Raw genomic sequence first — 24,379 nt, forward strand, 5'->3', positions numbered from 1 at the left:
TATCTAGAATTAAAAATTATACAAATGGGCTGGAGCAGCATTTAAAAAGATACGCAACAGCTCGTCCACCGCAATGTCTAGACGGGGAGGACTTTCGGCTGCAAGCCAATTCTCTTGCACGATGATATAGCTGCAGGAGCTGCTTTTTAAATAGCTGTATATAATTTGTGCTTCGTCAATTTCATGGCGAGTAATTGCTGCCGGGGACTGGTTAAGTTCACCGCGGAAAGTATCTACAATCGCTGATGTTATAACGGCTTGCAGGTGAGTAATATCGGGTTGATCGTATTCAAGCTTAGTATGCGCCAGGATGCGATTGCCTTTGAGCAATATGAGTTTAAGCGTTTGTTCATCCATGGCTTCAAGGATCGCGATATTCTGATTCTCTGCAGCGAATTCAATAACCTTCTCTTTGTGATTCAGGAAGCTGATGGCTCCGATGTAATCCCTATATTTGGCGGCGGTTTCGAAGTCAAATTGCTCTGCAGCTTCAGTCATCTGCTGCTCCATCTCCACAAGGAGGCTGGAATCTGTTCCGTTTAGTAGGGCAATGACTTTATCAATGATTGTATTATATTGAACGGCAGCATCGCCGCCTGCACACATCCCTATACATAAGCCAAGCGAATGATTTAGGCATAAAGAATTTTTGAAGCTTGGATTGCTGCAAAGAATTTTTGAGCTTTCCTTGATGCCTTGCACGGCTCTTTCCACGGTACTTCTACTTGTGTAGGGACCCCAAATATGGTTACCTTTATGGACAGCAGGATCATAGGTTATATCTAACGAAGGCATTTTATCATCCGTTCCTATTACAATATACGTATAGGCCTGTGGATTTTTCATTTTTCTATTGTACATGGGCTTTATTTCTTTAATTAATTTGCACTCCAGCATAAAAGCCTCAAATTCGGTGTCTGTAAGGATAATATCCAAATCTTTAATATGGCGAACGAGCTGTTTTACCTTTGGGGAATGAGACTTCGAGTTTTGAAAATAGGATTTTACTCTTCGTTTCAGCTGTTTCGCCTTACCCACATATATAATATGGCCGAGGCCATCCTTCATGAGGTACACGCCGGGAGTCAGGGGAAGGCTCTTTAGTTTCTCTGATAAATCGATAGTAACGCCTCCGTCAATCCAGATCTTATTAATAGTTTTAGTATAAGCTTGCAACCTTCATTTGTTCAAATCAGTCTGAAGAATAGAGGATCAATGATAAGGAGGGATCTAATGTACTTCGCAAGAAATATAGGTGGGCTCGCGCTGATAGCAGCTATGCTATGGCTTGCAGCATGCAGTGGAACGCCGGAAGCGGGAACGGAACCGAAGGTGACCCCCGAGCAGACGCAAATGCAGATGCCAGAGCAAACGCCAGAGCAGACGCAAACTGCACAACCAGCGGCTACTATGGAGCCACTACAGGAGACGGAGCCATCAAGCACGGATCAGCCACTGGATCAGGAGGGACTTCCGCCAACTGTAGAGGAAGCTGCGACGACAGTCATAAGGTCAATTAAAAATAAGGATATGAAGCAGTTGGCGGCCTGGGTTCATGGGGAGAAAGGATTACGCTTTTCTCCATACGCACATGTGGATACGAAGAAGGATCTTGTATTCACGAGGGATGAAGTAGAAGGATTAATGAATGATTCCACCAAAAGGGTGTGGCGGACATTTGCTGGCACGGGTGATTTAATTGAGATGACATTTGCAGATTACTACAAGCGATTTGTCTACGATGCGGACTTTATGCAGATGGCTGAGACTGCTGTGAATAAGGGACTTGGGCAAGGGGCGACAATCAATAACCTAAACGAAGTGTATCCCAAGGATCAATACGATTTCGTCGAGTATCATATTGCTGGCATCGATCCTTCAGTGGAGGGGATGGACTGGCGCAGCTTGCGCCTAGTTTTTGAGAAGATTGGAGAGGATCATGCTCTAGTAGGCATTATTCATGATCAATGGACACCCTGAGAAGTAGAGGTTTTTTATGCCAATAGCGACTATGAGTCCTTTAGAAGTCCAAATATGTGATAAATAAAACAGAGCTTGGGTTAAGTGTATGGAGGAAAATAAATAACAAACAAGGGGTGTCTCAGCAGCCATTTTATGGCTTTTGAAGCACCCCCTTGTTTGTTTATAAAATGAACTTAGAAACCTGAGGAAAGGGAATGGAGTAGGGAAGGGAATTTTGGAACTGTAGGAGTGATAGCGTCCGCCTTTGTCTCCGGATTTCAACCACTATAAGCGGTACAAATCAAGAAAATCTGGAGACAACAGCGGCTGGAAGTCCAAATATTCACTGTAGCTGCGACTGACCCTTAATTCTAAAAATCTCAAGTTCAATCTATATATACCTTTTATTGCGTAGCGCTAGAAGAAGATGTAGATCCGGATACCGATTTAGCGATCGCTTTATATCCCTCTGGCAGATAAGTGACAACAGATGCTTTTGAGATCACCTGTGCGTACATTTTTCCTGGTTCAGGAGCAGTCACATTAAAATAAATGACAGCGGTCTTGTCTTTGCCAAATTCGATTCGCTCAATCACTAGTCCATATCCTGGATGCGGTAAGTTGTTAACGGTCAGCGTAGCCTTATTTACTCCTTCACCCGCTTTGGTTAATGTAACCTCAGTCTCATAGGTTGGAGTAGTAGGGCTGCCATTAGACACAATTACGCGTTTGGCAAAAGCAGCTGCATCGTAGGTTAGAGCGGCTGCTTCCGAGCGGGTAATGGCATCATTTGGCCGGAAATTACCGTTCTTATCGAGTGTGGCGATATGCGTATTCAGCAGGATCTGGAGACTATTTATAACCTCTGTAGAAAGTTTATCGCCATCCTTAATGTCTACATACATCAGTGTAACCGGGAAGTTACCTTTACTTTGCAGTGCTTGCGTCAATAAGTGAGCGAACTGAGCACGGGTGATGGTTCCGTTAGGATCTACTGTTCGATCAAGTGAAAGACCATTTTGCTTAGCAGTCAGGAAGGCTGAAGCATACCAGGATTTGTCGTTCACCTTATCAAAATAATCACTGGCTTTGGATGAGCTGTTACCCGCCTCTGGCTTCGGAGACAGATTCAGACCACCAACGATGAACTGAATGCCTTGGGCAAAGCTTACTTTAGATTTAGGCGCGAACTTATCTCTGTCTACTCCATTTATAATTCCCTCTTTATGCAGGGAGTTAATTTTTGCTTCCGCAGGATCACCTTTCAAATCCGAAAAAGCAAAAGCGGATGCTCCAAATGACAGGCTTGCTGCTAGAATACCGCAGGCTATCGTCATTGTTTTGACATTACTTATGAATAATGATTTCTTCATTATGCGTCACCTCCATACCCTTAGATGGTAGATTAGACCAAAATGTTGCAGGTCATTTAAAATATTATGAAGATTCAAGTAAAATGTTATCCGCGAAGGAGTGACTCGGCACCATCTACATAGATCTCAGTTCCTGTGACATGGAAAGACTCATCCGAGGCGAGAAATAATACTAGATTGGCTACTTGTTCAGGTTTACCGGGCGCATCTTCCAGAGGATGATTGCCTTTCGGATATTCCACAGGAATCTTCACTTCTTGAAGATCATCGCTCTTATCCGTATTATCTCCAATTTGAGTGTCGATCGATCCAGGACAAACCGCATTTACGCGGATACCGTATTGCGCCAGCTCTAACGCAGCCATTTTCATAAAAGCGACTTGTCCAGCCTTGGAAGAGGAGTACGCAGCAGCACCAATGTTCGAGAACACTCGATTTCCGTTAATAGAGCTAGTGATAATGATGCTGCCGCCATTTTCTTTCATATGGGGGATAGCATATTTTACTGTGGCAAAGGTACTGCGTAGGTTGGTATCTAACGTCTGGTCCCAATCTTCGATTTCTAGTGTTTCGATTGGAGCCCATGTACCATTAATGCCGGCATTCGCAAAAATAATATCAATCTTTTGAGTATCATCCGCAACCTTACGAATACTTTCTTCGACAAGACCTGGATTGGAAACATCGCATTCGATAACTGCAGCTGTACCCCCAATGGATTCAATTTCACGTTTAGTTTCGTAGGATTCCTCCGGGGTCCGATCAAGCATATACACCGTAGCTCCGTGCTGGGCGAACCGTATGGCGGTAGCTTTTCCGATACCAGAACCTGCGCCTGTGACTACTGCAACTTTATTTTGCAAACGTTTCTCTGTCATGATGAATTTCCTCCTTGACGTTAGATCTCTTAATAGTAATTACATACCCGGCATAGCTGAATCTAACCAATTTAGCATGAGGGTGGAACAACAAGGAGCGATGTATTACTATGAGACATAAGGACTTGTACAATATAAATTTAGATCAATCTAGCTCATGATAGGGGAACTATAGATGATTCAGCAGCAAGGGGCAGAACGGATTAATGTGGGGATTTTTGCTCATGTGGATGCCGGTAAGACGACAACAACGGAGCATATTTTATATGAAAGCGGTCGCATTCGGGCGCTTGGCAGCGTAGACACTGGGACAGCATTGACAGATTCTATGGATGTGGAGCGGCAACGAGGAATATCCGTTCGGGCGGCATTAGCTTCTTTTGAATGGAAAGGCGTGCAGATCAACCTCGTTGATACACCGGGACACGTCGATTTTTTGTCAGAGGTTGAACGGTCTTTGCGAGTGATGGATTGTGCGGTGTTAATTTTGTCGTCGGTAGAGGGTGTGCAGGCTCAAAGTGAGATGATCTGGAACGCGCTGAGGAAGCTGGGAATACCGACGCTTATTTTTATGAACAAAATGGATCGTGTAGGTGCAGACCCTGAGGCTGTGCTGGCACAAGCGAGAAATTATTTATCTAGTGATATCATTCCTGTTCAGCAACCGATAGGCAAAGAGCAGGAGTACATAGAAGCTATTGATTTATGGGGAAGGGATGCTGATCCTGCTATACAGACAGAATTATTAGAGGCATTGGCTGAGCGGGATGAAGACCTGCTGGAGACGTATATGTCAGGCAGTCCGATTGATCTTGCAGCCTGGAAAAAATATATGAAGACAGCTTCCGCTTCAGGACGCTTCTTCCCAATGGTTTATGGTGTTGCCGCCAAGGGGCTTGGCATTACTGCATTGCTGGACGCGATGGTTGAGTATTTTCCGCGGGCTGGTGGGAATGTTGAGGGTGCGGTGTCAGGTATCGTTTACAACATTCAACGTGATAAAAGCATGGGGCGAATGGCGTTTGTCCGCCTTTATGAAGGGATGATCCGTAACCGCGATACGGTGATGAACTACACACAGGATATTCAGGGAAAAGTGACCCAGATCCGCAAGGTCGAGGGCGGCCGTACTGAGGATGTCGGAGCGCTTGAAGCGGGCGATATCGCTGTACTCTATGGTCTATCGGGGGTGCGGATCGGAGATGTGCTTGGTCATCCGGAGGCGATACCGGCGGAAGCGAAGCTCGCTGTACCGCTGCTAACGGTGCGCGTATTCTGGGGAACCGATATGGATGACCATAAGGTTATCGGAGCATTGCAGGAGCTGGCGGATGAAGATCCGCTCTTGGATACGCAGTGGCTGCAGGATGAGCGGGAGCTGCATATCAAAGTAATGGGGCCTATCCAGCTGGAGATTCTGAACAGTGTTCTGGAGGAGCGATATGGCCTCAAGGTCACCTTTGGCCAGCCCTCTGTCATTTATAAAGAAACGCCAGCCTCTGTTGGGGAAGGTTTTATAGCATATACGATGCCTAAGCCATGCTGGGCGATTCTGAGGTTTCAGATTGAGCCTGGACCTCCTGGCAGCGGTTTAGTCTATGATTCGATAGTGCGGAGCTCCGATCTACTGCCGCAATATCAGAGCGAGACCGCACGTCGTGTGCCGGAAGCGTTGCAGCAGGGCTTGTACGGGTGGGAGGTTACCGATCTTAAAGTGACCTTGATTGAGGGACAGCATCATGTATGGCATACCCATCCGCTGGATTTTGCCGTAGCGACTCCAATGGGGATTATGGATGGACTCGCACGGGTAGGCACTAAGCTGCTGGAGCCGATTCTTCAGGTTCGTATCGTTGTCCCTGAGGAGAATGGCGGCCGAGTGATGAACGACTTGGTTCAGATGCGCGGCACCTTCGAGCCACCTGTGCTGCAAGGCGAGCGGATGATCATCGAAGGGCGTTTGCCGCTGGCAACGTCGCTTGATTATCCCGTTACTTTAAGCTCCTACACGAAGGGGCGCAGCACATTCACTTCTTTTTTTGCCGGCTATGAAGAATGTCCACCTGACGTATCTGCTGAGCGCACCCGCCGGGGTGTGAATCCGCTGGATCAGGCGAAATATATATTAAGCGTGCGTAAGGCATTGCAGGGGTAAGTTAAGAAAGAATTAACCAGAGAATCCATAAGCAGTTATTACTCATAAGGAAGTAATGTCAATGCTGGACTAGCTAAAGCTTTTATCCGAAATCTAAAGGGGGATTATGAATTGAAGATCAGAGAAGCAACATCTAGGGATATAGACGGGATCGCTTTCGTTCACGCTTCGAGTTGGAAAACTACGTATAAAGGGCTAATATCGGACGAGTTTCTGGATAGTATTACCGTGGAAGCTAGAAAGAAGCGTTGGATTCTGAATTTTGAAAATCCCCATAAAGACGAGGTCATGTATGTAGCTGAAAATGAGGCGGGGACGATTATTGGATTTGGAAATGGAGGAGCCCGAAGAGAGGCAGATATGTACGATGCAGAGCTATACGCACTTTATTTGCTTAAGGAATACCAAGGACAAGGTCTAGGGAAGCTGCTCATAAGAAGTGTAGCACAGCATTTGATGGAAAAAAGTTATAGCTCGTTCATGACTTGGGTGCTAGTGGGCAATCCGGCGATTGATTTTTACCACAAAGTGGGTGGTGAATCTGTTGCGACGAAGGAAGTGAAGATTGGAAATGAGATGGTTGAAGAGATCATGATCGGGTGGAGAGATATTAGGGTTATAGGTAGATAAGCCAAACTAATAGGCGGGATTTTTAGCTCGGATGGAGCTTCCATTCCTCCGCATCATCTGGAATATAGGCAAAGAAAGCCGATGGAGCTCCCCATATTAACTGGAATATAGGCATAGAAAGCCCGGAGCAAGGTGTAGGAGCTTGTAGATGTATTTTGTGCAACTATTCTCCCCGCGAATAACTCTCCAAAGGAAATAGCTGTATTTCATACACCTATTTTCGTGATTTATCACGTTATGGGTGAATTCTCTAGGTTTTAAGTGTATAGAATACAGCTAAAGTCACGATGATCCCATTTACATACGGAATAAGTGTATGAAATACAGCTATTCCACAGATAAATAATCGAAGAAGCGTTGCCTGGTTGTTTTAGTAACAGGGATCGTTCAATAGCTAGAAAATGCTGCTAGAGGACAACAGCTCAGCTAGGTCATATATCGGACCCCTCATCAAAGCGACTTTTTATTCCCCCTCAGACTCAGCCTTCTTTCGCGCCCGGAACCGTCTTACCTTCATGAGATTGCCGCAGGCCTTGTCATCGCAGTAACGCTTAGAACGGTTACGTGTATCATCGTAATACACCCAAAGGCAATCAGGATTATCGCAGATGCGGAATCGAGAGGGCTCTTTTTCAAGCAATGCCTCCGCAAAAGACGCCGCTATCTCCGCCATTACCTGCTCCCAGCCGCTATATAGTGGTAATAATGAAATCTCCGCTTGATCGTCGCTATTCCATACAATTCGTCGCGTAACAGGACCCTTGTCCATATAGACATTGAGCTGCTTCAGCATTTCTCCATCCATCGATTTTCCTTGTACAATAGCCTGTACCCATCCCCATAGTAGGGAACGAAGCGCTTTGAGCTTCTTCAGTTCTATAGTATTTGGCATTTCTGTTTCTAGTAGAGTATACTTCTTCAACTGTTCTGCTAGCCACTCCGGATCTTCGAGCTTATCCCGGTCCTTATTCTTATTCCCTGTTCGCCAATCCCGCCAGTAACTGTTAATGAAATCCTCCCACAACACGTTCGGTTCATCCTTTCCGCACAACCCTCGATAACATTAATTGTAACAGTTAAAAATAAGATTAGCTAGTTACTTGAAAGGATGGTGGAATTATGCTACATTTCTTTTGTAACCACTATATTATGGTTTAAGTAGTTACATAATTCAGTTAGGATTAGGAGGTTGAACATGCAAAATAAAATCAGTGAGGTTTTGCTGCAAAATTGGGATTATTGCATGGATGTCGAGGATTGGGCCCCGCCGTTAAGTGATGCACTGGAAGGTGTGGACAGTAAACAGGCACTTTGGAAGCCAGAGGGGAATGCAATCAATTCTATCTGGGAGACGGTCAACCATCTAACATATTATAAGGTGCGTTTGCTGCGAAAGTTAAAAGGGTTACCCAAACATCCTGATGCTGAAAGCAACGATGATACCTTCACTGTAACAACGGAAGGGGAAGAAGCATGGGCGAAGGCCGTTGCAGACCTGAAGGAGGTGCACGCTTCACTTAGAGAAATCATTGAAGCGTTGGAAGAAGGCGCATATGATTGGGGTGGTTCGGGTCATGCCCCAGGGGAAGAGGTAATGAGTCTTATCCTGCATGATTCATACCACACCGGACAAATTATTATGCTTCGTAAACTGCAAGGCTCCTGGGTTTCCAACCGTAGTTTTAATTAGAACCTCTACAACAAAAATATAAGCCACACTCCTCTATACTGGTTTACCTGGTGCAGCGGTCGTGTGGCTTTTCTTTATTTTAACCTTTTGGGGTGCTTCGATATTGAGTCGGCGAGCATCCCATTATTTTTTTGAACAATCTAGAAAAGTAGTAGGGGTCCTGCATCCCGATAGCACTAGAGATTTCTTTAATATGTAGATCGGTTAATGCCAGCATTTGACTGGCACGCTGCATTTTGAGGCGCAGATAGAATTCAATCGGGGGAACCCCGGTTTCTTGATTAAATAAATAAATTAGATGCTGCTTCGATAACCCCATATGCTTCGCTACATCCGGGAGTGAAATGGAGCTGTTGATTCGATCCGTCATGTAGCGAATGGCTTGCTCAAGATAACGTTCGTTTTTTTTATCTTGCTCAGAGTTCATGGTACTCAATCCCACATGGCTGATCAGATGGCGAATGCACTGAGACACATAAATATGATTACTCATAGCATACGGCTTATCCGATAGCAGGGCATAACATTGCTCGAAATCGTCGATCCATTGGGTATGAAGGTTCAGGGTAAAGGTTAGCGGTTCTTTATCCAAGGCATAGGTTTCAATCAACGCAGCAGCATGTGTTCCTTTTAGATGCATCCAGTAGATCGTCCAGGGGTTCTCATTTGAAGCGCCATATCGATGGGGCGTTCCGGCAGGAATGACAGCTAATTGTCTTGCTTTTAGTTGAATCAGCTTATTGAGAGGGCTCTCCATCCACCCTTCACCCTCTACGCAATACATAAGAATATGCGATTCACATCCTTGTGGACGCTCTCGATAATGAAACTTCGCTCTTGGGAAGCAGCCAATGTCACTTACATAGAAGGAATTTGTTAACGGATTCTCATGTAATTCATTCATCATGAAATCGGGCAGCACAAAAAGCTTCTGCTCATCGAAGCCATCCGGCTTTAATGAGATATCTGTCATGATAACCCTCCTTTTTAAGAACATAATTTATTTATTTAAAATAACAACCTATTCATAAGGAGAATATTATTTTTAGGATAAGAATATTGTCCATCAGTTACAGATTATCGTCAATTGTTTAAAAGCGTATTCAACGATAAATTAGAGCTATATCACGAAGGAGGAGAGAACGAAATGAGTATGAAAGAGCCTTCTAGAATCTTAACGAACAGCGTCCACATCTGGGGGGAAATGGTTGAAATTCCTACCTATGAAACAGGAGAACCCGATAAAAATCCAATGTTCCTAGAGAAGCGTGTCTATCAAGGCAGCTCGGGGCGAGTATATCCACATCCTGTGGTTGATAAAATTATGGATGAGAAAGAAATGAAATCGTATCAGATGGTCATGCTCGAAAATGAATATGTACGCATCGAGATCATGCCTGAAATTGGTGGCCGTATCTATCGTGCTCTGGACAAGACGAACAATTATGATTTTGTTTATTACAATCGCGTGATTAAACCTGCACTTGTGGGTCTGGCCGGGCCATGGATTTCGGGCGGGATTGAATTTAACTGGCCGCAGCATCATCGTCCGAACACGTTTGGCCCTGTGGAGCATGTGATGACGGAGAATGAAGATGGCAGTGCAACCGTATGGGTGAGTGAAATTGACCGGATGTATGGAACGAAGGTCACAACGGGCCTCACGCTGCATCCAGGAAAAGCCTATCTCGAAGTTACTGCACAGCTATATAACCGCACTTCGGAGCCACAAACCTTCTTATGGTGGGCAAACCCTGCGGTTGCGGTCAATGACCATACGCAATCGGTGTTTCCACCGGATGTCACAGCCGTATTCGATCATGGTAAGCGTGATGTGTCCAGATTCCCTATTGCAACAGGAACGTATTACAAGATGGACTATTCCGAAGGTGTAGATATTTCGCGCTATGCAAATATCCCGGTTCCTACGTCATACATGGCGTTCAAATCCGATTATAATTTCGTGGGCGGCTATGATCATGGGGTTGAAGCGGGTCTGCTTCACGTAGCGAATCACCATGTATCTCCGGGTAAAAAGCAGTGGACTTGGGGGAACGGCGAATTTGGTCAAGCATGGGATCGTAATTTAACCGATGAGGATGGACCCTATATTGAATTAATGACAGGGGTATTTACAGATAATCAGCCCGATTTCACTTGGCTCCAGCCGTATGAAGAGAAGTCATTTACACAATATTTCATGCCTTATAAGAACATCGGTATAGTGAAAAATGCCTCAATGGATGCAGCTGTCAATCTTGAGGTGGATGAGGCTTCCCGGACTGCAACGGTGATGGCCTACGGAACTTCGGTATTCGAAGGAGCGGTTATTGAGCTAAAAGGTCAGCATAGAACATATGTGAAGGAGACGGTTACGCTCTCTCCAGAACTGACCTACAAATCAGTTATTACGTTAGATGATGAAGATCAACCCCATCAGTTAATCGTAACGGTATATGATGCGAATGGAAACAGCCTTATCTCATATCGCCCAGCGATGCCTAGCATTGAGAAGGTCCCCGATGCAGCAAAGCCACTTCCGTTGCCGGAAGAATTAAAAAGCACAGAGCAATTGTATTTGGCTGGTGTTCACCTAGAGCAATACCGCCATGCCACGTTCGAGCCAGAGCAATACTATGAAGAAGGCTTAAAAAGAGATGCATCCGATATTCGTCTGAATGTGGCCTATGGAACGCTGCAGCTTCGTCGGGGATTGTTCAAGCAAGCGGAGAATCATTTCCGTACAGCTATTCAATCGCTGACTTGGCGGAATCCAAACCCATACGATAGTGAAGCCTATTATCAGCTAGGTGTAGCACTTCGACTGCAGGATCGCAATGAAGAAGCATTTGCTGCCTTCTATAAGGCAGTATGGTCTGCAGCATTCCAAGACAGTGGATACAATGCATTGAGTCAAATTGCTTGTAAACGTGGGGCGTATGAAGAAGCGCTGGAGCTTGGAACTAGAGCTTTGGGACGTAACACAAGAAACTATAAAGCAAGACATGTAAAAACAGCACTTTTACGCAAGCTTGGACGTTATTCTGAGGCGATTACATTCGCAGAGGAGACATTGAAACTAGATATCGCGGACTTCGGGGCAGCGTACGAGAGAGTGCTTACGCTTACATTGCTCGGGCGACAAAAAGAAGCAGCTGAGGCTCAGATGAAGCTTGCACAGTTCATGCGAAACGATGCGCATAACTATTTAAATCTGGCTTCCGATTATGCAGGCAGCGGATTGTTCGCGGAAGCTGCACAGGTGTTAGAGCAGATTTCTATGACATCGAATGAACCCATGTATCCGATGGTGCATTACACATTAGCTTATGTTTACGAGAAGTTGAGCCGTAAGGAAGAGGCGACAGCGCAGCGTCAGCTTGCCCAATCCGCATCTTCTGATTATTGCTTCCCGAATAGCTTGTTTGAGCTACAGGTATTAGAAAGTGCGATTGCCTGCAATCCGCTAGGTAGTAAGGCTTATTATTATCTAGGAAATCTATGCTATGACAAAAAACGTGCCGACGATGCCATTCGCCATTGGGAGCAATCCGTCGCACTTGATGATCGTTTTCCGACGGTTCATCGTAACCTTGCGCTTGCTTATTACAATAAGCGTAATGATGCTGAGGCTTCCTTGCAGTCACTTAAACAAGCTTTCCAGTGCAATACGAATGATGCGAGAGTATTCTACGAGCTGGATCAACTGTATAAGAAGATGGGCGTTTCTGCTCAGGAGCGTATGGCGAGACTGGAACAGCATATGGCACTTGTGGAGAAGCGGGATGATCTATACCTAGAATATGTGACGCTACTGAATTTGCTTAGCAAGCATGAAGAAGCCTTGTCCGTTCTATTACGACGTCAATTCCATCCATGGGAAGGTGGCGAAGGGAAAGCTACGGGACAATATGTTTTGGCGCTTGTTGAACGGAGTAAGCAGGCGAATCAGGAAGGCCAATATGAAGAGGCTATCTCATTATTAACATGTGCACTTCATTATCCAGAGAATTTAGGTGAAGGTAAGCTCGATGGGGCGCAAGAGAATAATGTGTATTATGAGCTTGGTGTGGCTTATAACGGATTAGGCAAGATGCAAGAAGCTGCTCGACACTGGGCGATTGCGTCTCAAGGCTTGGAAGAACCAGCCAGCGCGATGTACTACAACGATCAGCCGCCAGAAATGATCTTCTATCAGGGCTTAGCATGGGTACAGCTGAATCATCCGAAGGAAGCGAACCGGCGTTTTAATAAGCTGATCGATTTCGCAGAAAGACATCTCTTTGATGAGGTGAAGATTGATTATTTTGCCGTATCCTTACCTGATTTCCTCGTATTCGAGGATGATCTGAATAGACGTAATCAAATACATTGCTTGTTTATGATGGGTTTAGGCTTATTAGGCTTAGGGAAAATGGCAGAAGCGAAAGAACGATTTGAGGAAGCGTTGCACTTGGAGCCGAACCATCAGGGAGCTCGTATTCACAAGGCGATGTGCTTGAAAGTGTAAAAGAAATAGAGCAGTTTCATGATGCCGGATAATAACTGGTTCGATTTGGAATTTTGTTTCAACTCTGAAAGCCCCGGGTTAATGGAGACTATCTACCAGCCTATATTCGAAAGGAGAGATTGATGATGGAACCGGGCTATAAAGATAGAAGCGTTGAAGTGGAGCATACAGAGGTGCAAAGGAAATCGGATTCCAGTGTTGTCGCATCTACCTTTATTAAATATGCTGCTTATATTATTATTTTTTTCGGAGCACTTTTCTTCTTGGTCAGATATGTATTCCCTATGTTCTAATTGGGAACACCACGAATCCTATACAAAAATCCATCCCCTGTAAGAAGCGGGATGGATTTTTGAATGTAACGAATCCTATAAATTTCTCTGGATGGAATCCGGTGATTCCGCAGAATTACGATAAAAGAACCAGCACTCGTTCAGCAGCTTGATCTGACGGCGGTCTTTTTTGTAATAGGCTTTCATCAGTTGATGGCAGAGCCACTGTGGCAAGGGTATCACTCCTCTAACTGCTTACGTAAGTTAGCATATGGAGAAATGAGCCTAAAGGTGACGATTTACAGAATGCTTTCTGCTTCCTCTTCATACCACTGCTCTAATTGAGCTTGCAGCGCCCGAATCTCGGTCAGCAGGGAAATGAGCGGATAGTTCTTCTGCTCCTGAACAGAGGCAAAGGCCTGTTCCAATCTATTGATATAATCCAGGCCAGACTCCAGGGAGTAGTCCTCACGCAGCAGATCCAGGGAATCGCACTCAGCAATGGCTAAGGGCAGATCCGGTACATTATCGGCTGTCAGCTTGTCGATTTCTTTGTTTAGACGTAAATTGAGCGCACTTAGCTGGTACGCATATTCCTCGGGCATTTCCACGAATTGCAATTGTTGATGTTGCTGCAAAATTACATACCGCATTTTCGGCATTGGTCATTCTCCCTCCGTACTTGTCTTCCTTCTTGACAGTTTAGCCTATGCACAAGTTACAATTCAAGTAGAGATCTTAATTCCCGTGGAAAGGACTTGTGATAGAACGCTATGGAAACGATGAGCAACGAAGAGCTGCAGCTGTGGATTGAACAGGTATCACGGGACAGCTTTGGCGTACCCTTTAGGCACAAGGCAAGCTTTAACAGCCGATTATCTTCAACAGGTGGTCGATATTTTACCAAGAGCCATAATATAGAGATTAATCCCCATCAGCTTGCTATGTTCGGTAGAGAAGAGACGGAGAAAATTATAAAACACGAGCTTTGCCATTATCATCTGCATTTGGCGAAGCGAGGGTATATGCATCGTGACACGGATTTCAAAAGACTGCTGGCACAAGTCGGCGGGAGTCGCTATTGTCAGACATTGCCGGGTGCCAAAGCACGGAAGTCACTGCCTTATCGGTACAAGCTGATCTGTACAGCGTGTGCCATGGAGTATCCGCGTAAGCGAAAAGTAGACCCAAAGCGCTACCGATGCGGCAAATGTTCGGGTAAGCTGAAGCTGCTGGCACTGGAAGTCCAGTAAGCAGGCAAGGGTGTTATTTTATAACCAATCCCATCAATCCTACAAAGGAAACAGCTTGCTGAGGCGAAATGATGCATCCCTCTAAATCTTGTATATCCACGATCAAGCCACTGAACTCGCAGTCACTAAGATCGATCCCGTTAAGCTTTGATCCTGACATTGTGGCTTGATCAATATTACATTCGCTGAAGCTGACCTTCTGAAAATTCGATTGGTAGTAATCAGAGCTCATCAATGAACTATTCTCAAAAGTAACCTGCTTCAGATTCGCCAATCGAAAGGTCGCGAAATCCCCGATACAATCTACCACGCGAACATTCTGGAATCTGCCTCTTGTAAAGTCCGTACCGATGAGCTTACAGTTTCTAAACTCGGTTCGATGAATAATCGCATTCGTAAAATCCACATTGGATAGATCGCATCGCTCAAAAATCACATCCATCAGCTCAATCCCCGTTAAGGAGGACTCGATAATCGTTACATTTTTAAAAATTACCTGATCAAAGCTGACCTTATTAGCCTCTTGATTATCAATAACAGTATCGCTTATGCTGCAACGACTGAATTCATCTTTAGTTTGTAGTGAGTATATTTGCTCAGGGAGTAGAGCTTCTGGATCGGTTATTTTAGGTGAATCCATTTTGAATTTCATATGTACCTCCATTTAATGAATGCTTGTTTCTAATTAAATTAACTATCATAGGGTTTAGCAGATTTGTCAATTTTCATATGCGCTAAGGTCTTGCGGTAGATACGTACAAATACACCTTTTTCTGGATAAAATCGCACATCGTTTTGTAAGCGTTGTCAAACTAAGATGGAAGGGAAGTCCATATTAGGAAGAGGGGGCACATTTATGAAACGATTCAGGTCCGCGATGGCGGGTCTGCTCGCGATGCTGCTGATTTTCTCAAGCTTGCCTGTGAGGGGAATCGGTAGCGGTTCCGTAGGAGCAGAAGGGGCCAACGGAACAGGCGCAGGGCTAATTCCATCAGGGACAGTACTCATCAAGAATAAGTGGAAAAATAATTTCTTATATGAAACGTCTGACGGTATCGTGCGTTATGGCATGACCAATCCAGCGGACACATCATCGCATTGGACAGTGGAGACGGTGAATGGTCTGTCACGCATTAAGAATGTGAAGACCGGTCACTACATTACACTGGCTGGTAATAACGGCAAAGAGGATACGCTTAAGGCGGCAGATCTCCAAGGAGCGGGAAGTGTTAAGGATGAGTGGTTGATTGATACTTCCAATAGAAACGGATATATGATCATCCGAAGCGCGACGGTACCGGAGGGGAAGCTGGTGATCCACGAGGAGAATCAGCTCGGTTATGCGCAAGTAAGCTCGGACATCAATGTTACGTTTGAGAGTCCACAGTGGGCTTTTATCGACCCTAATTCAGGAACAGTGCCTGTACGGTTGGAAAGCCGGATGCGTCCCGGTCAGGTGATGTATGAGGAAAAAGGAAATGTACTTTACGGGAAACAGCCTTTGAAGAATGAGGCTGCCCAGTGGTTTCTTGAGCCGGGAACAGACGACAGAACAATGATGATTCGAAACCGTGAGACCGGTCATTATATTAAGCAAAATGAAGTGACTTGGGCAGGCGTTTTTTCGCAAGAAATCGATGCGGAGAACGTAAAGCTAAGTGAATGGGTGAAAGAAGATGCACCAGGCGCGGATGGAGCGGGTTTCATTACCCTAAGTAATAAAGGATTAACCGACGGAGCTACACCTTTATGGCTGAATCCTCAGTTTGATGAAGACAATAACGTGCGCTCTAACAGTTGGCCGGGTGAAGCAACCAGTCATAATGCTCAGTGGAAAATCCTACCTATTTCCGAGTTGCAGCCTATACGCTTGGCCACTTATACAGATGCACAAGTAGCTACAGATTTCTTGTATGAATCCGCAAACGGCGTGCTTAAGCACGGATTAATTGCTCCAGATCCTGCTGATTCATCCGATTATCTATGGTATATAGAGGATTATGACGGCAATAAACGTATCCGTAATGCAGCTACTAATCATTATCTTTCATATAGTGATGGCACAGCCAAGGCTGAGCAGATCAGTGGAAGCCAACCATCGGATCAATGGAATTTTAAAGATTCTGATGATTATGATGATTATCTGACACTAGAAAATGTAGAGAGCAAAGGCATCTATCTATCTACCTTGGGTGGAGACAGTGCTGGAGCAATCGGGGATGCGTCTTCATTGAGCGCCCAGTGGCAGCTTCTAGACCCTAATACACCAACGGATGGCACCATTCCATATTATCGTATTCAGAATGGCTGGAAGTCTTTTTATTGGTATGAGTCTGCTGACGGCCTCTTGAAATATGGAAATATGCAGAAGGATGGCTCAGATCAATGGCTGATTGAGAAATATAATGGCCGTAAGTTATTCAAGAACAAGAAAACAGGCCACTACATTAACACGATGAATATGCCAGATGGCCATATCCAGGTCACTGAGCTTCCAGACAGGAATAATGTGGAACGAGAATATATCTGGACAGGCAAAAATATTGGCGACAACACATACGTAATCAGCAGTGTTCTCGATAAGGAGCCTAATAAATTCCCTGAAAAGTTTATCTCCCTCCAGAATCTTACGAAATACGCTGAGTATGGTGTGATCAATCCAGGCTGGGGCAGCCCACAGTGGCGATTTGTTACCGTTACTGAGAAAAAGCCGGACTTGTTCCGCTTCAAGCTAGACGCTGTAAATGGTGAGGATCAATATCTTAAGGATGGTCCTTTGTTGACTTCTCCAGATGTACTAGAGAAATTGCTAGCATCTAAGACTGTCACCGAAGCTGTCTATGATTCGCAGGCTACTGAAGTAGTGGTGCCGCAGGATAAGCCGGAATCTGTAACTGCTGATCCAAATCCTGTAGCTTTAACTCCTGCGAACGAGGATATAACAGTAGGTCAGGCTACTTATGGTTCACTTGATATGAACGACGATTCTTTTGTCTGGCAGCTGCAAGAAATAGCTGGCAGCAATGGATCTGTGAAGATTAAAAATAAAGCTACAGGACGTTATCTCTCCCTGGAGCATATAGGTGGGGCTGTAGATGAAATTGAGCCTAACGTAAGCGTTCAGACATTACAAACTGTATACGATGTATGGGCCAGCATTAAGTGGAAGGTGGATACGCAGGCATCCGGTGTGACTACCATTATGAGCTCGTGGGCGGGTCATTATATCTACGGTGCTCCGGATGACAATGGCAATCCTATTCTACGAATCAGTAAAGCAGCAGATGCAGTGGATCGGAAAAGTGCACACTTTACCGCTGAAGCCGTTGAAGCGATTGCGCCACCGCTCCCTGCTTACCCTGTAAGATTTAAGAATGCAAGCAGTGGGGAGTATTTATACGAGAATGAGCGCGGCGTTGTTCTGTACGGACAGCCGTCAGCAGACAATGGATTCTCACATTGGAATATATCTTTGGAGGATGGTAAACAGACGATTATCAATCGAGCAACAGGACATTATTTAACATTGAATGGAGATTATTCATACTTGGAGAGCAGTATCGCGGAACCGGCTATAGACGGAGCATCTGCTTGGGAAGTAAGCTTGGCTTCCGATTATACGCACTACACTATTCGTAGTCTCTATGGAGAATACGACGATGAATTAATAAACATTGCGAATAAGACGGGATATGCAGAACGTGCGCTCCTACTAGAGAGTGACGGCTTAGCGCAATGGACACTTGAAGCGGCTCAGCAGGAGTTTACTACTCCGTCTGGAGAACTGCGCAATAACGATACAACAACTCCAGTTCAGAATGATACCAACATGATAACGATCGTGCCAAAAGGGCTGACTGGCAAAGTATTGGCTGAACAAGAAGGGGCACTCGTATATGCAGAAGCCTCCAACACGGCGGCTCACTCCCAATGGATCGTCCAAGATGTAAATGGACGTAAACGCATAATGAATGTTCAGACCAAACAATATCTTTCTTTAAATGAAGCAGACCAAGCCGTCTTGTTAGCTTCTGGGGAAACGGAACGTTCCCAGTGGACCCTGGAAGAGAAGTTAGGCTACAATCTCCTGAGAAGTGCGGATAAAAGGGGCTTCCTTACTCATGACGCATCGGCTGTTCAACTGGGTTCTGCTGTGGGTACTGACAGCGTTCTTTGGAGCTTCTTGCCTATCCCTACAGATGCAATTTATGCAGGAGGAGAAGCATTCCAAGGCGATCATGTTATACGGTTTGCAGTCAATGCTCAGCAGGCTGGACAATATGATGCCGTTGTTCGTTACAAGAATAATTCCAGTAATGTAACGGATCTGCTGCTTGAGGTGAACGGCCTGAAGGAAGCGGCTAAAGTGAATGTGGTCAATTCTTCCTCTTGGAAGACTGAACAGGTGAAACTGAAGCTGCGTGCAGGAATCAACACCGTTTCTCTAAGCAACGACAATATCGATTGGAATAAAGTAAACATTGATAGCCTGACAGTAAAAAATAGCGTGAACAAAGTTTACCGCGGGGCAACAGTTCCTTATATTAGCTATGAAGCTGAGGATGCAGTGACTAACGGAACACTAATCGGTCCTTCGCGGAAATATCGCACTATGGCTTCTGAGGCTTCTGGACGACAAGCCGTCGCCTTGAAGAATACTGGGGACTATATAGAGTTCAAGCTTGCAGAAGCAGCAAATTCTATTGTTCTTCGCTATTCCATTCCGGATAGTCCGGATGGTGCTGGTGGGGAGGATACGTTGACCCTATTTGTAGATGGAGTTAAGAAACAGCTGAATCTAACTTCTAAATACGCTTGGGAATATGGCAGCTACCCATGGTCAAATGATCCACGCCAAGGTAGTGGACATCGCTTCTTTGACGAAATCCATGCTCTGATTGGCGATGCTCCTGCTGGAGCGACTATTCGTTTAGAAAAGGGAACAGGAGACCATGCAGCTTCTTATGTCATCGATCTGGTGGATATGGAGCAGGTAGCTCCTGAGTTAACTCGTCCTGACGGCTTTATTTCGGTAACGGATTTTGGAGCGGTTGCGAATGATGAGGGTGATGATACCGCAGCCTTCAAGGCAGCCCTTGCCGAAGCGAAGGCGACAGGAAAAGGGGTGTGGTTCCCAGCGGGTACCTTTAATGTCGGAGCGAGTCTGCTCGATCTTCATATGGCTGAAATCCGTGGAGCTGGCATGTGGTATACCGTGCTGAATGGAGCCAAATTCTACGGTCACGGCGGCAAGATTGGCGTATACGATCTACTGATTGAAGGCGGCATTAATGTACGGGATGATGAGGCGTTCACGAACGCTTTCCATGGTGCTTTTGGTCAAGGCTCGGTCATTCAGAATGTATGGATTGAACATACCAAAGCAGGCTTGTGGTTAACACAACCGATTGGTGAGAAGGCTCGCACGAATGGTCTGTATATGGCAGGTCTTCGAATCCGCAATCTGATGGCGGACGGAATTAACTTTGCCGTAGGCACGGGCAACAGCATGATGGAACAAAGTGACATCCGCTATCCAGGGGATGATGGAATTGCGATGTGGTCGTTCACAGATGCCAAATTGAATGATATGAATGGTACGGAACGTACACTGAGTTATAACAATACGGCACGCTTTAATAACGTCTCATTACCGTGGTTGGCCGATAACATTGTGGTCTTCGGTGGTAAAGATAACAGAATTCAAGATAACGTGGTAAAAGACACTGTGACTAACGGAGCCGGGATCGCTGTATCTACCCGTTTCTCCGCAGAGCCGTTCCAAGGAACAACTATCGTTGAGCGGAATACATTGCTTCGCACAGGTAGTTATGATTCCGGTTATGGGGTGAATCTCGGTGCGTTATGGCTGTACGCTGGTGAGAGTGAACTGAAAGGAAAAGTGTTCATCCGTAACAATACGGCGCTCGACAGCACCTATTCTGGCCTGATTGCCCACGGTAATCTTGAGGGAGAAGCGCTCACGACGATTGATGGAGTTGTGCTGACGAATAATGTCTTAGACGGGGCAGGCACAAGTGGTATAGAAGTTACGAAAAATCTGAAAGGTAACCTGCTCGTCGACAACTTGATTATTCGTGGCGAACGGATGAATCTCCTGACTAATGCATCTCCTGAATTAAGCATTATAGAACAAAACCAAGGAATAGCCACAGCTGTTAAACCTTTCTCCATCAAGCTAGCAGATGGACAGAGCGGACCTGTAGTATTAGAGCAGGGTAAGTCTGCTACCCTTCAGGTACTGGACAAAGAAGGAACGGATATTACTACACAAGCTACCTTTAAGCTTATGAACAGTGATATTGCTACATTTACAAACGGCAGTCTTAGTGGAACTAAAGTGGGAAGTACAGATTTCACGGTAACTTTTGGCAACGAGATGAGAATGTATACACTTGAGGTGGTAGGACCAAATGGTGGAACAGATCCGGTGGAACCAACAAGTACTCCTAGTCCGACAGACTCTACGGGGTCAGTAAATCCTGTTGCACCTGTTGCTACTCCAACGCCTACACCAGCTGCTAATCATGATGTGCAGCTAAAAGCTAAGGCGACTGCTGGGCAGACGGTTATCGAGATTTCAGCTAACGGCGACGGTATAGCCCGCTTTAGTGCAGAAGCTTTACGCAATGCGGCAGCACTCAGCCCGAATGCGGTGCTTGTCATTGGAAGTGGCGATATGAGCTATCGCTTCCCATTGGGACTTGTAGAGAGTGTACTGAAAGCTGCGCAGATGCCAGCGGGCACACTGGAGTTCCAACTAAGTCCGCTAAGCGGAAAAGGACTGGAACAACTGCTTGCCAAGGCTAAGCAACAAGGCTTTATGGTGCAAGGAACTCCGGCAAGTGTCACCTTAAAGGTCACAGATGGTAAAACCATTGTACCTGCAAATGGGTTCGGTACCACATATGTGGAACGTACATTTATCATTAAGGAGTCCATAGACGCTAAGAATGGAGTAGTCCTTATTTACGATGAACTGACGGGTTCCTTCCGTTATGTACCTGCATTGTTCGAGCTCGTAGGTGGGATGACCAAGGTTACTGTTAAGAGCAGTAGTGCGAGCGGTATATTCGTCGCTGCGCTGCACCCTGTGACCTTTGGAGATCTTTCTTCACACTGGGCGAAGAATGAGATCGAGATGCTTGCCAGTCGATTGATCTTGACCGGACAATCCACAGATATGTTTGCACCTCAGAAATCTGTCAGTCGTGCCGAGTTCGCAGCCATGCTGATTCGTTCACTAGGGCTAGTCGCTGCGAACACAACGAAGACTTTCAGCGATGTGTCCGATTTATCATGGTATGCAGCAGATGCCAGAGGCGCTGCAGCCTTAGGACTGGTTCAAGGCTATGAGGATGGAACCTTCCGTCCGAATGCTCCTATTACACGAGAGCAAATGGCTGTTATGGCAGCTAGAGCACTGAAGCTGTTGAACCTTGGAGGTGAAGAATCTGGAGCAAATTCGGCTACAAATGTTTTCACAGATGCTTCATCGATTTCTTCTTGGGCTAAAGAGGCGGTGGATGCCTTAACCGCAAAAGGAATCATGAAAGGCCAATCCGCAGACAGCTTTGCACCTGACAGTGATACTAGCCGTGCAGAGGCCGCTGTGATCTTAGCGAGATTACTTAAAACTGCTGGATTATTAAATTAGTTTTCGTTATAAAAGCTACAATATTCTACTAAAAGAGCAGCGATTCTCGAGTAATTGGAGAATCGCTGCTCTACGTTTTTTTTTGGACGAACATATTTGGTGATTTTCATGCCAATCGCGACTAGAGGGTCCGTTAGTAACCAAATATTCGATTATGCTGCTTATAAGGTTAACTGGGTCCGAAAGCGACCTCATATACGATGTAGTTTTACTTCAGCTTTCCCATCGATAGATTAACTCTGTAATTTCCGAACTTCAGCAACTCGTCGAGAAAGAGATTCAAATCCTTTTGGCTTCCAGTACGGACACGTATCCAATAGCAGCCTTCTCCACTGACCCGATGCATTTCTTTTACACTGGCATGTTGTTGTGCGAATGTCTGAAAGGCTGGATGGACCATATTTGAACTCAAAAAAACAGTAATAAAGGCATGGATCGCTTCCCCAACCTTATCTGGATTCCAGCGGACGGTGTAGCCTTCAATCACTCCAGTATCCTGCATTTTGCGAATACGCGCGCCCACGGCTTGGCCAGTCATATGTACTAGCTGCCCAATGTCTCTGTGACTGATCGTGGAATCTTCAATTAGAAGCTGCAGGATGCGAAAATCCACATCATCTATAGAATAAGAACTCCTCATTATCAAAAATCCTTTCTGCGTGAAAGTAGAACAGGCCAATCTCTTTTCAATCTCAATGTATTCTAATTCAAGGTCCAACTATAATTAATTGTAGCAGAAGATATCTGAAAGAAAGAAGGGCTTATGATGAAAATACAGCATATTCGCAACGCAACTTTATGGCTGGAGTATGGGGGAAGTACATTTTTGATTGATCCTATGCTGAGTGAGGAGGGTGTTAATCCTCCCATTTTTAATACGGAAAATGATCGTCGCAATCCACTCGTTCCTTTGCCGGGAGCAGTAGAACAATGGTTGAGTCCTAATGCAATTCTTGTCACGCATCTTCATCCAGATCATTGGGATGCCGCTGCCATTTCTTTGTTGTCGCATGATCTGCCACTATTATGTCAGGAAGGAGATGGGGATAAATTATCGAAGCAGGGGTTTGAGCATACCACGGAAATTAGCGATTCTCTGACATTCAATGGAATAACTATAACACGTACTGATGGACGGCATGGCACTGGAGTGACTGGTAAACTTATGGGTAAGGTATCCGGGTTTGTGTTTCAGGCCGAAGGCGAACCTGTTCTATATGTGGCAGGTGATACGATTTGGTGTGATAAGGTAAAGATAGCATTGGATGCTTTTAATCCTGAGGTGACAATTGTTAATGCTGGTGGCGCACAGTTTTTAAGCGGATGCCATATTACAATGAATGAGCAGGATGTCGTAGACTTATGTGAATATGCTCCTTCTACTAAAGTGTTTGCAATACACATGAACGCCATCAATCATTGCCTTGTTACCCGGGATAAGCTAAAAGCTCTCTTGGAGAAGGAGGAACTACAGGATCGAGTACAGCTTCCGGATGATGGAGAATGGTGTTACGTATAAACAAAGGGGGAGTAATCCCCTCTTAAATCTACCTACAGGCAGAAATAATGTATGAATTTGAAAACGATCACAAAAATTATTTTACTTGCTTGACTAGACCTTGAAATCATGATAAATTAATTCATGTTCACTTCTAATTTACTTCTAATGTTCCCTGATAGCTCAGTTGGTAGAGCACTCGACTGTTAATCGAGTTGTCACAGGTTCGAGTCCTGTTCGGGGAGCCATTTTTCTGGAGAGATACCCAAGTGGCTATAAGGGGACCCTCTGCTAAGGGGTTAGACTGCGTAAGCGGTGCGTGGGTTCGAATCCCACTCTCTCCGTTCTGAATTACATAAGAAGAGCTTCCATTTTGGGGGCTCTTTTTTGTTGTGTGAAATTATTTTGCGGTGGCTAAATACGAATTATCTGGAATGGAGGAAGTACCTGGGGCAGATCACTTTAAGTAGTGATTTGTCT

The 24,379-nt window shown here is 45.3% G+C and carries 18 protein-coding genes and 2 tRNA genes; 11 read left to right on the plus strand and 9 right to left on the minus strand.

Going from position 1 to position 24,379, the window contains the following annotated elements:
* Positions 1-9 precede the first annotated feature (9 nt).
* The gene (locus MHB64_RS05580; protein WP_341133900.1) at positions 10-1,068 is read right to left on the minus strand and encodes a UvrB/UvrC motif-containing protein; all 1,059 of its coding nucleotides are present in this window, start codon (positions 1,066-1,068) and stop codon (positions 10-12) included.
* A gap of 165 nt (positions 1,069-1,233) precedes the next feature.
* On the opposite strand from MHB64_RS05580, the gene MHB64_RS05585 reads away from it, so the two are divergent.
* Positions 1,234-1,980 (plus strand): hypothetical protein, encoded by a 747-nt coding sequence (locus MHB64_RS05585; protein ID WP_341133901.1) that lies wholly within the window; start codon positions 1,234-1,236, stop codon positions 1,978-1,980.
* 386 nt (positions 1,981-2,366) lie between these two features.
* Here the strand turns inward: MHB64_RS05585 and MHB64_RS05590 are convergent, their stop codons facing one another.
* Together MHB64_RS05590 and MHB64_RS05595 are read right to left on the minus strand one after the other, a co-directional pair.
* Positions 2,367-3,335: an S-layer homology domain-containing protein gene (locus MHB64_RS05590; protein ID WP_341133902.1), complete on the minus strand. Its 969-nt coding sequence runs from the start codon at positions 3,333-3,335 to the stop codon at positions 2,367-2,369.
* An 86-nt stretch (positions 3,336-3,421) separates the two neighbouring features.
* Positions 3,422-4,213, minus strand: coding sequence for an SDR family oxidoreductase (locus MHB64_RS05595; RefSeq protein ID WP_341133903.1), 792 nt, complete (start codon positions 4,211-4,213; stop codon positions 3,422-3,424).
* A 175-nt stretch (positions 4,214-4,388) separates the two neighbouring features.
* On the opposite strand from MHB64_RS05595, the gene MHB64_RS05600 reads away from it, so the two are divergent.
* Both MHB64_RS05600 and MHB64_RS05605 read left to right on the plus strand, forming a co-directional pair.
* On the plus strand, positions 4,389-6,368 hold the full coding sequence (locus MHB64_RS05600; protein ID WP_341133904.1) for a translation factor GTPase family protein: 1,980 nt from the start codon (positions 4,389-4,391) through the stop codon (positions 6,366-6,368).
* A 111-nt stretch (positions 6,369-6,479) separates the two neighbouring features.
* The gene (locus MHB64_RS05605; protein ID WP_341133905.1) at positions 6,480-6,998 is read left to right on the plus strand and encodes a GNAT family N-acetyltransferase; all 519 of its coding nucleotides are present in this window, start codon (positions 6,480-6,482) and stop codon (positions 6,996-6,998) included.
* Between the two features lie 463 nt (positions 6,999-7,461).
* On the opposite strand, the gene MHB64_RS05610 is transcribed toward MHB64_RS05605, so the two are convergent.
* The gene (locus tag MHB64_RS05610; protein ID WP_341133906.1) at positions 7,462-8,025 is read right to left on the minus strand and encodes a CGNR zinc finger domain-containing protein; all 564 of its coding nucleotides are present in this window, start codon (positions 8,023-8,025) and stop codon (positions 7,462-7,464) included.
* A gap of 168 nt (positions 8,026-8,193) precedes the next feature.
* Here MHB64_RS05610 and MHB64_RS05615 point away from each other — a divergent pair, with 168 nt between their 5' ends.
* Positions 8,194-8,688: a DinB family protein gene (locus tag MHB64_RS05615; protein ID WP_179281735.1), complete on the plus strand. Its 495-nt coding sequence runs from the start codon at positions 8,194-8,196 to the stop codon at positions 8,686-8,688.
* Between the two features lie 79 nt (positions 8,689-8,767).
* Here the strand turns inward: MHB64_RS05615 and MHB64_RS05620 are convergent, their stop codons facing one another.
* Positions 8,768-9,661, minus strand: coding sequence for an AraC family transcriptional regulator (locus MHB64_RS05620; protein WP_341133907.1), 894 nt, complete (start codon positions 9,659-9,661; stop codon positions 8,768-8,770).
* A 174-nt stretch (positions 9,662-9,835) separates the two neighbouring features.
* Between MHB64_RS05620 and MHB64_RS05625 the strand changes: the two genes are divergently transcribed.
* Together MHB64_RS05625 and MHB64_RS05630 are read left to right on the plus strand one after the other, a co-directional pair.
* Complete coding sequence (locus tag MHB64_RS05625) at positions 9,836-13,198, plus strand: DUF5107 domain-containing protein (protein WP_341133908.1); 3,363 nt, start codon at positions 9,836-9,838, stop codon at positions 13,196-13,198.
* 125 nt (positions 13,199-13,323) lie between these two features.
* Positions 13,324-13,491: a hypothetical protein gene (locus tag MHB64_RS05630; protein ID WP_223178934.1), complete on the plus strand. Its 168-nt coding sequence runs from the start codon at positions 13,324-13,326 to the stop codon at positions 13,489-13,491.
* A gap of 75 nt (positions 13,492-13,566) precedes the next feature.
* Here MHB64_RS05630 and cmpA read toward each other — a convergent pair whose 3' ends face one another.
* Together cmpA and MHB64_RS05640 are read right to left on the minus strand one after the other, a co-directional pair.
* Entirely contained in the window at positions 13,567-13,704 is a 138-nt protein-coding gene (gene cmpA / locus MHB64_RS05635) for a cortex morphogenetic protein CmpA (RefSeq protein WP_094874036.1), read from the minus strand.
* A gap of 65 nt (positions 13,705-13,769) precedes the next feature.
* A complete protein-coding gene (locus MHB64_RS05640; RefSeq protein ID WP_094874035.1) occupies positions 13,770-14,132 on the minus strand; it encodes a hydrolase/acyltransferase in 363 nt (120 codons plus the stop codon).
* A gap of 120 nt (positions 14,133-14,252) precedes the next feature.
* Between MHB64_RS05640 and MHB64_RS05645 the strand changes: the two genes are divergently transcribed.
* Entirely contained in the window at positions 14,253-14,723 is a 471-nt protein-coding gene (locus MHB64_RS05645) for a SprT family protein (RefSeq protein WP_081382729.1), read from the plus strand.
* Between the two features lie 13 nt (positions 14,724-14,736).
* Here the strand turns inward: MHB64_RS05645 and MHB64_RS05650 are convergent, their stop codons facing one another.
* A complete protein-coding gene (locus MHB64_RS05650) occupies positions 14,737-15,375 on the minus strand; it encodes a pentapeptide repeat-containing protein (RefSeq protein WP_094874034.1) in 639 nt (212 codons plus the stop codon).
* A gap of 204 nt (positions 15,376-15,579) precedes the next feature.
* On the opposite strand from MHB64_RS05650, the gene MHB64_RS05655 reads away from it, so the two are divergent.
* Positions 15,580-22,401, plus strand: a complete 6,822-nt coding sequence (locus MHB64_RS05655; RefSeq protein ID WP_341133909.1) for an S-layer homology domain-containing protein — start codon at positions 15,580-15,582, stop codon at positions 22,399-22,401.
* 208 nt (positions 22,402-22,609) lie between these two features.
* Here the strand turns inward: MHB64_RS05655 and MHB64_RS05660 are convergent, their stop codons facing one another.
* A complete protein-coding gene (locus MHB64_RS05660; RefSeq protein WP_341133910.1) occupies positions 22,610-23,041 on the minus strand; it encodes an Lrp/AsnC family transcriptional regulator in 432 nt (143 codons plus the stop codon).
* A 126-nt stretch (positions 23,042-23,167) separates the two neighbouring features.
* Here MHB64_RS05660 and MHB64_RS05665 point away from each other — a divergent pair, with 126 nt between their 5' ends.
* The 3 genes from MHB64_RS05665 (at position 23,168) to MHB64_RS05675 (ending at position 24,243) form a co-directional block, all read left to right on the plus strand.
* On the plus strand, positions 23,168-23,920 hold the full coding sequence (locus MHB64_RS05665; protein ID WP_341133911.1) for an MBL fold metallo-hydrolase: 753 nt from the start codon (positions 23,168-23,170) through the stop codon (positions 23,918-23,920).
* 151 nt (positions 23,921-24,071) lie between these two features.
* A tRNA-Asn gene (locus MHB64_RS05670) sits at positions 24,072-24,147 on the plus strand.
* 7 nt (positions 24,148-24,154) lie between these two features.
* Positions 24,155-24,243 (plus strand) — tRNA-Ser (locus MHB64_RS05675).
* The last annotated feature ends 136 nt before the right edge of the window (positions 24,244-24,379 follow it).

This window comes from Paenibacillus sp. FSL K6-2859 (assembly GCF_038008265.1).
In the GTDB taxonomy this organism is placed as follows: domain Bacteria; phylum Bacillota; class Bacilli; order Paenibacillales; family Paenibacillaceae; genus Paenibacillus_AQ; species Paenibacillus_AQ nitricinens.

Bases quoted from the DNA above. Each gene is read 5' to 3' on its own strand.
- MHB64_RS05650 (WP_094874034.1), bottom strand. From the start codon at position 15,375: ATGAAATTCAAAATGGATTCACCTAAAATAACCGATCCAGAAGCTCTA.
- MHB64_RS05655 (WP_341133909.1), top strand. From the start codon at position 15,580: ATGAAACGATTCAGGTCCGCGATGGCGGGTCTGCTCGCGATGCTGCTG.
- MHB64_RS05615 (WP_179281735.1), top strand. From the start codon at position 8,194: ATGCAAAATAAAATCAGTGAGGTTTTGCTGCAAAATTGGGATTATTGC.
- MHB64_RS05600 (WP_341133904.1), top strand. From the start codon at position 4,389: ATGATTCAGCAGCAAGGGGCAGAACGGATTAATGTGGGGATTTTTGCT.
- MHB64_RS05625 (WP_341133908.1), top strand. From the start codon at position 9,836: ATGAGTATGAAAGAGCCTTCTAGAATCTTAACGAACAGCGTCCACATC.
- MHB64_RS05665 (WP_341133911.1), top strand. From the start codon at position 23,168: ATGAAAATACAGCATATTCGCAACGCAACTTTATGGCTGGAGTATGGG.
- MHB64_RS05640 (WP_094874035.1), bottom strand. From the start codon at position 14,132: ATGCCGAAAATGCGGTATGTAATTTTGCAGCAACATCAACAATTGCAA.
- MHB64_RS05590 (WP_341133902.1), bottom strand. From the start codon at position 3,335: ATGAAGAAATCATTATTCATAAGTAATGTCAAAACAATGACGATAGCC.
- MHB64_RS05620 (WP_341133907.1), bottom strand. From the start codon at position 9,661: ATGACAGATATCTCATTAAAGCCGGATGGCTTCGATGAGCAGAAGCTT.
- MHB64_RS05630 (WP_223178934.1), top strand. From the start codon at position 13,324: ATGGAACCGGGCTATAAAGATAGAAGCGTTGAAGTGGAGCATACAGAG.
- MHB64_RS05585 (WP_341133901.1), top strand. From the start codon at position 1,234: ATGTACTTCGCAAGAAATATAGGTGGGCTCGCGCTGATAGCAGCTATG.
- MHB64_RS05660 (WP_341133910.1), bottom strand. From the start codon at position 23,041: ATGAGGAGTTCTTATTCTATAGATGATGTGGATTTTCGCATCCTGCAG.
- MHB64_RS05580 (WP_341133900.1), bottom strand. From the start codon at position 1,068: ATGAAGGATGGCCTCGGCCATATTATATATGTGGGTAAGGCGAAACAG.
- MHB64_RS05595 (WP_341133903.1), bottom strand. From the start codon at position 4,213: ATGACAGAGAAACGTTTGCAAAATAAAGTTGCAGTAGTCACAGGCGCA.
- MHB64_RS05645 (WP_081382729.1), top strand. From the start codon at position 14,253: ATGAGCAACGAAGAGCTGCAGCTGTGGATTGAACAGGTATCACGGGAC.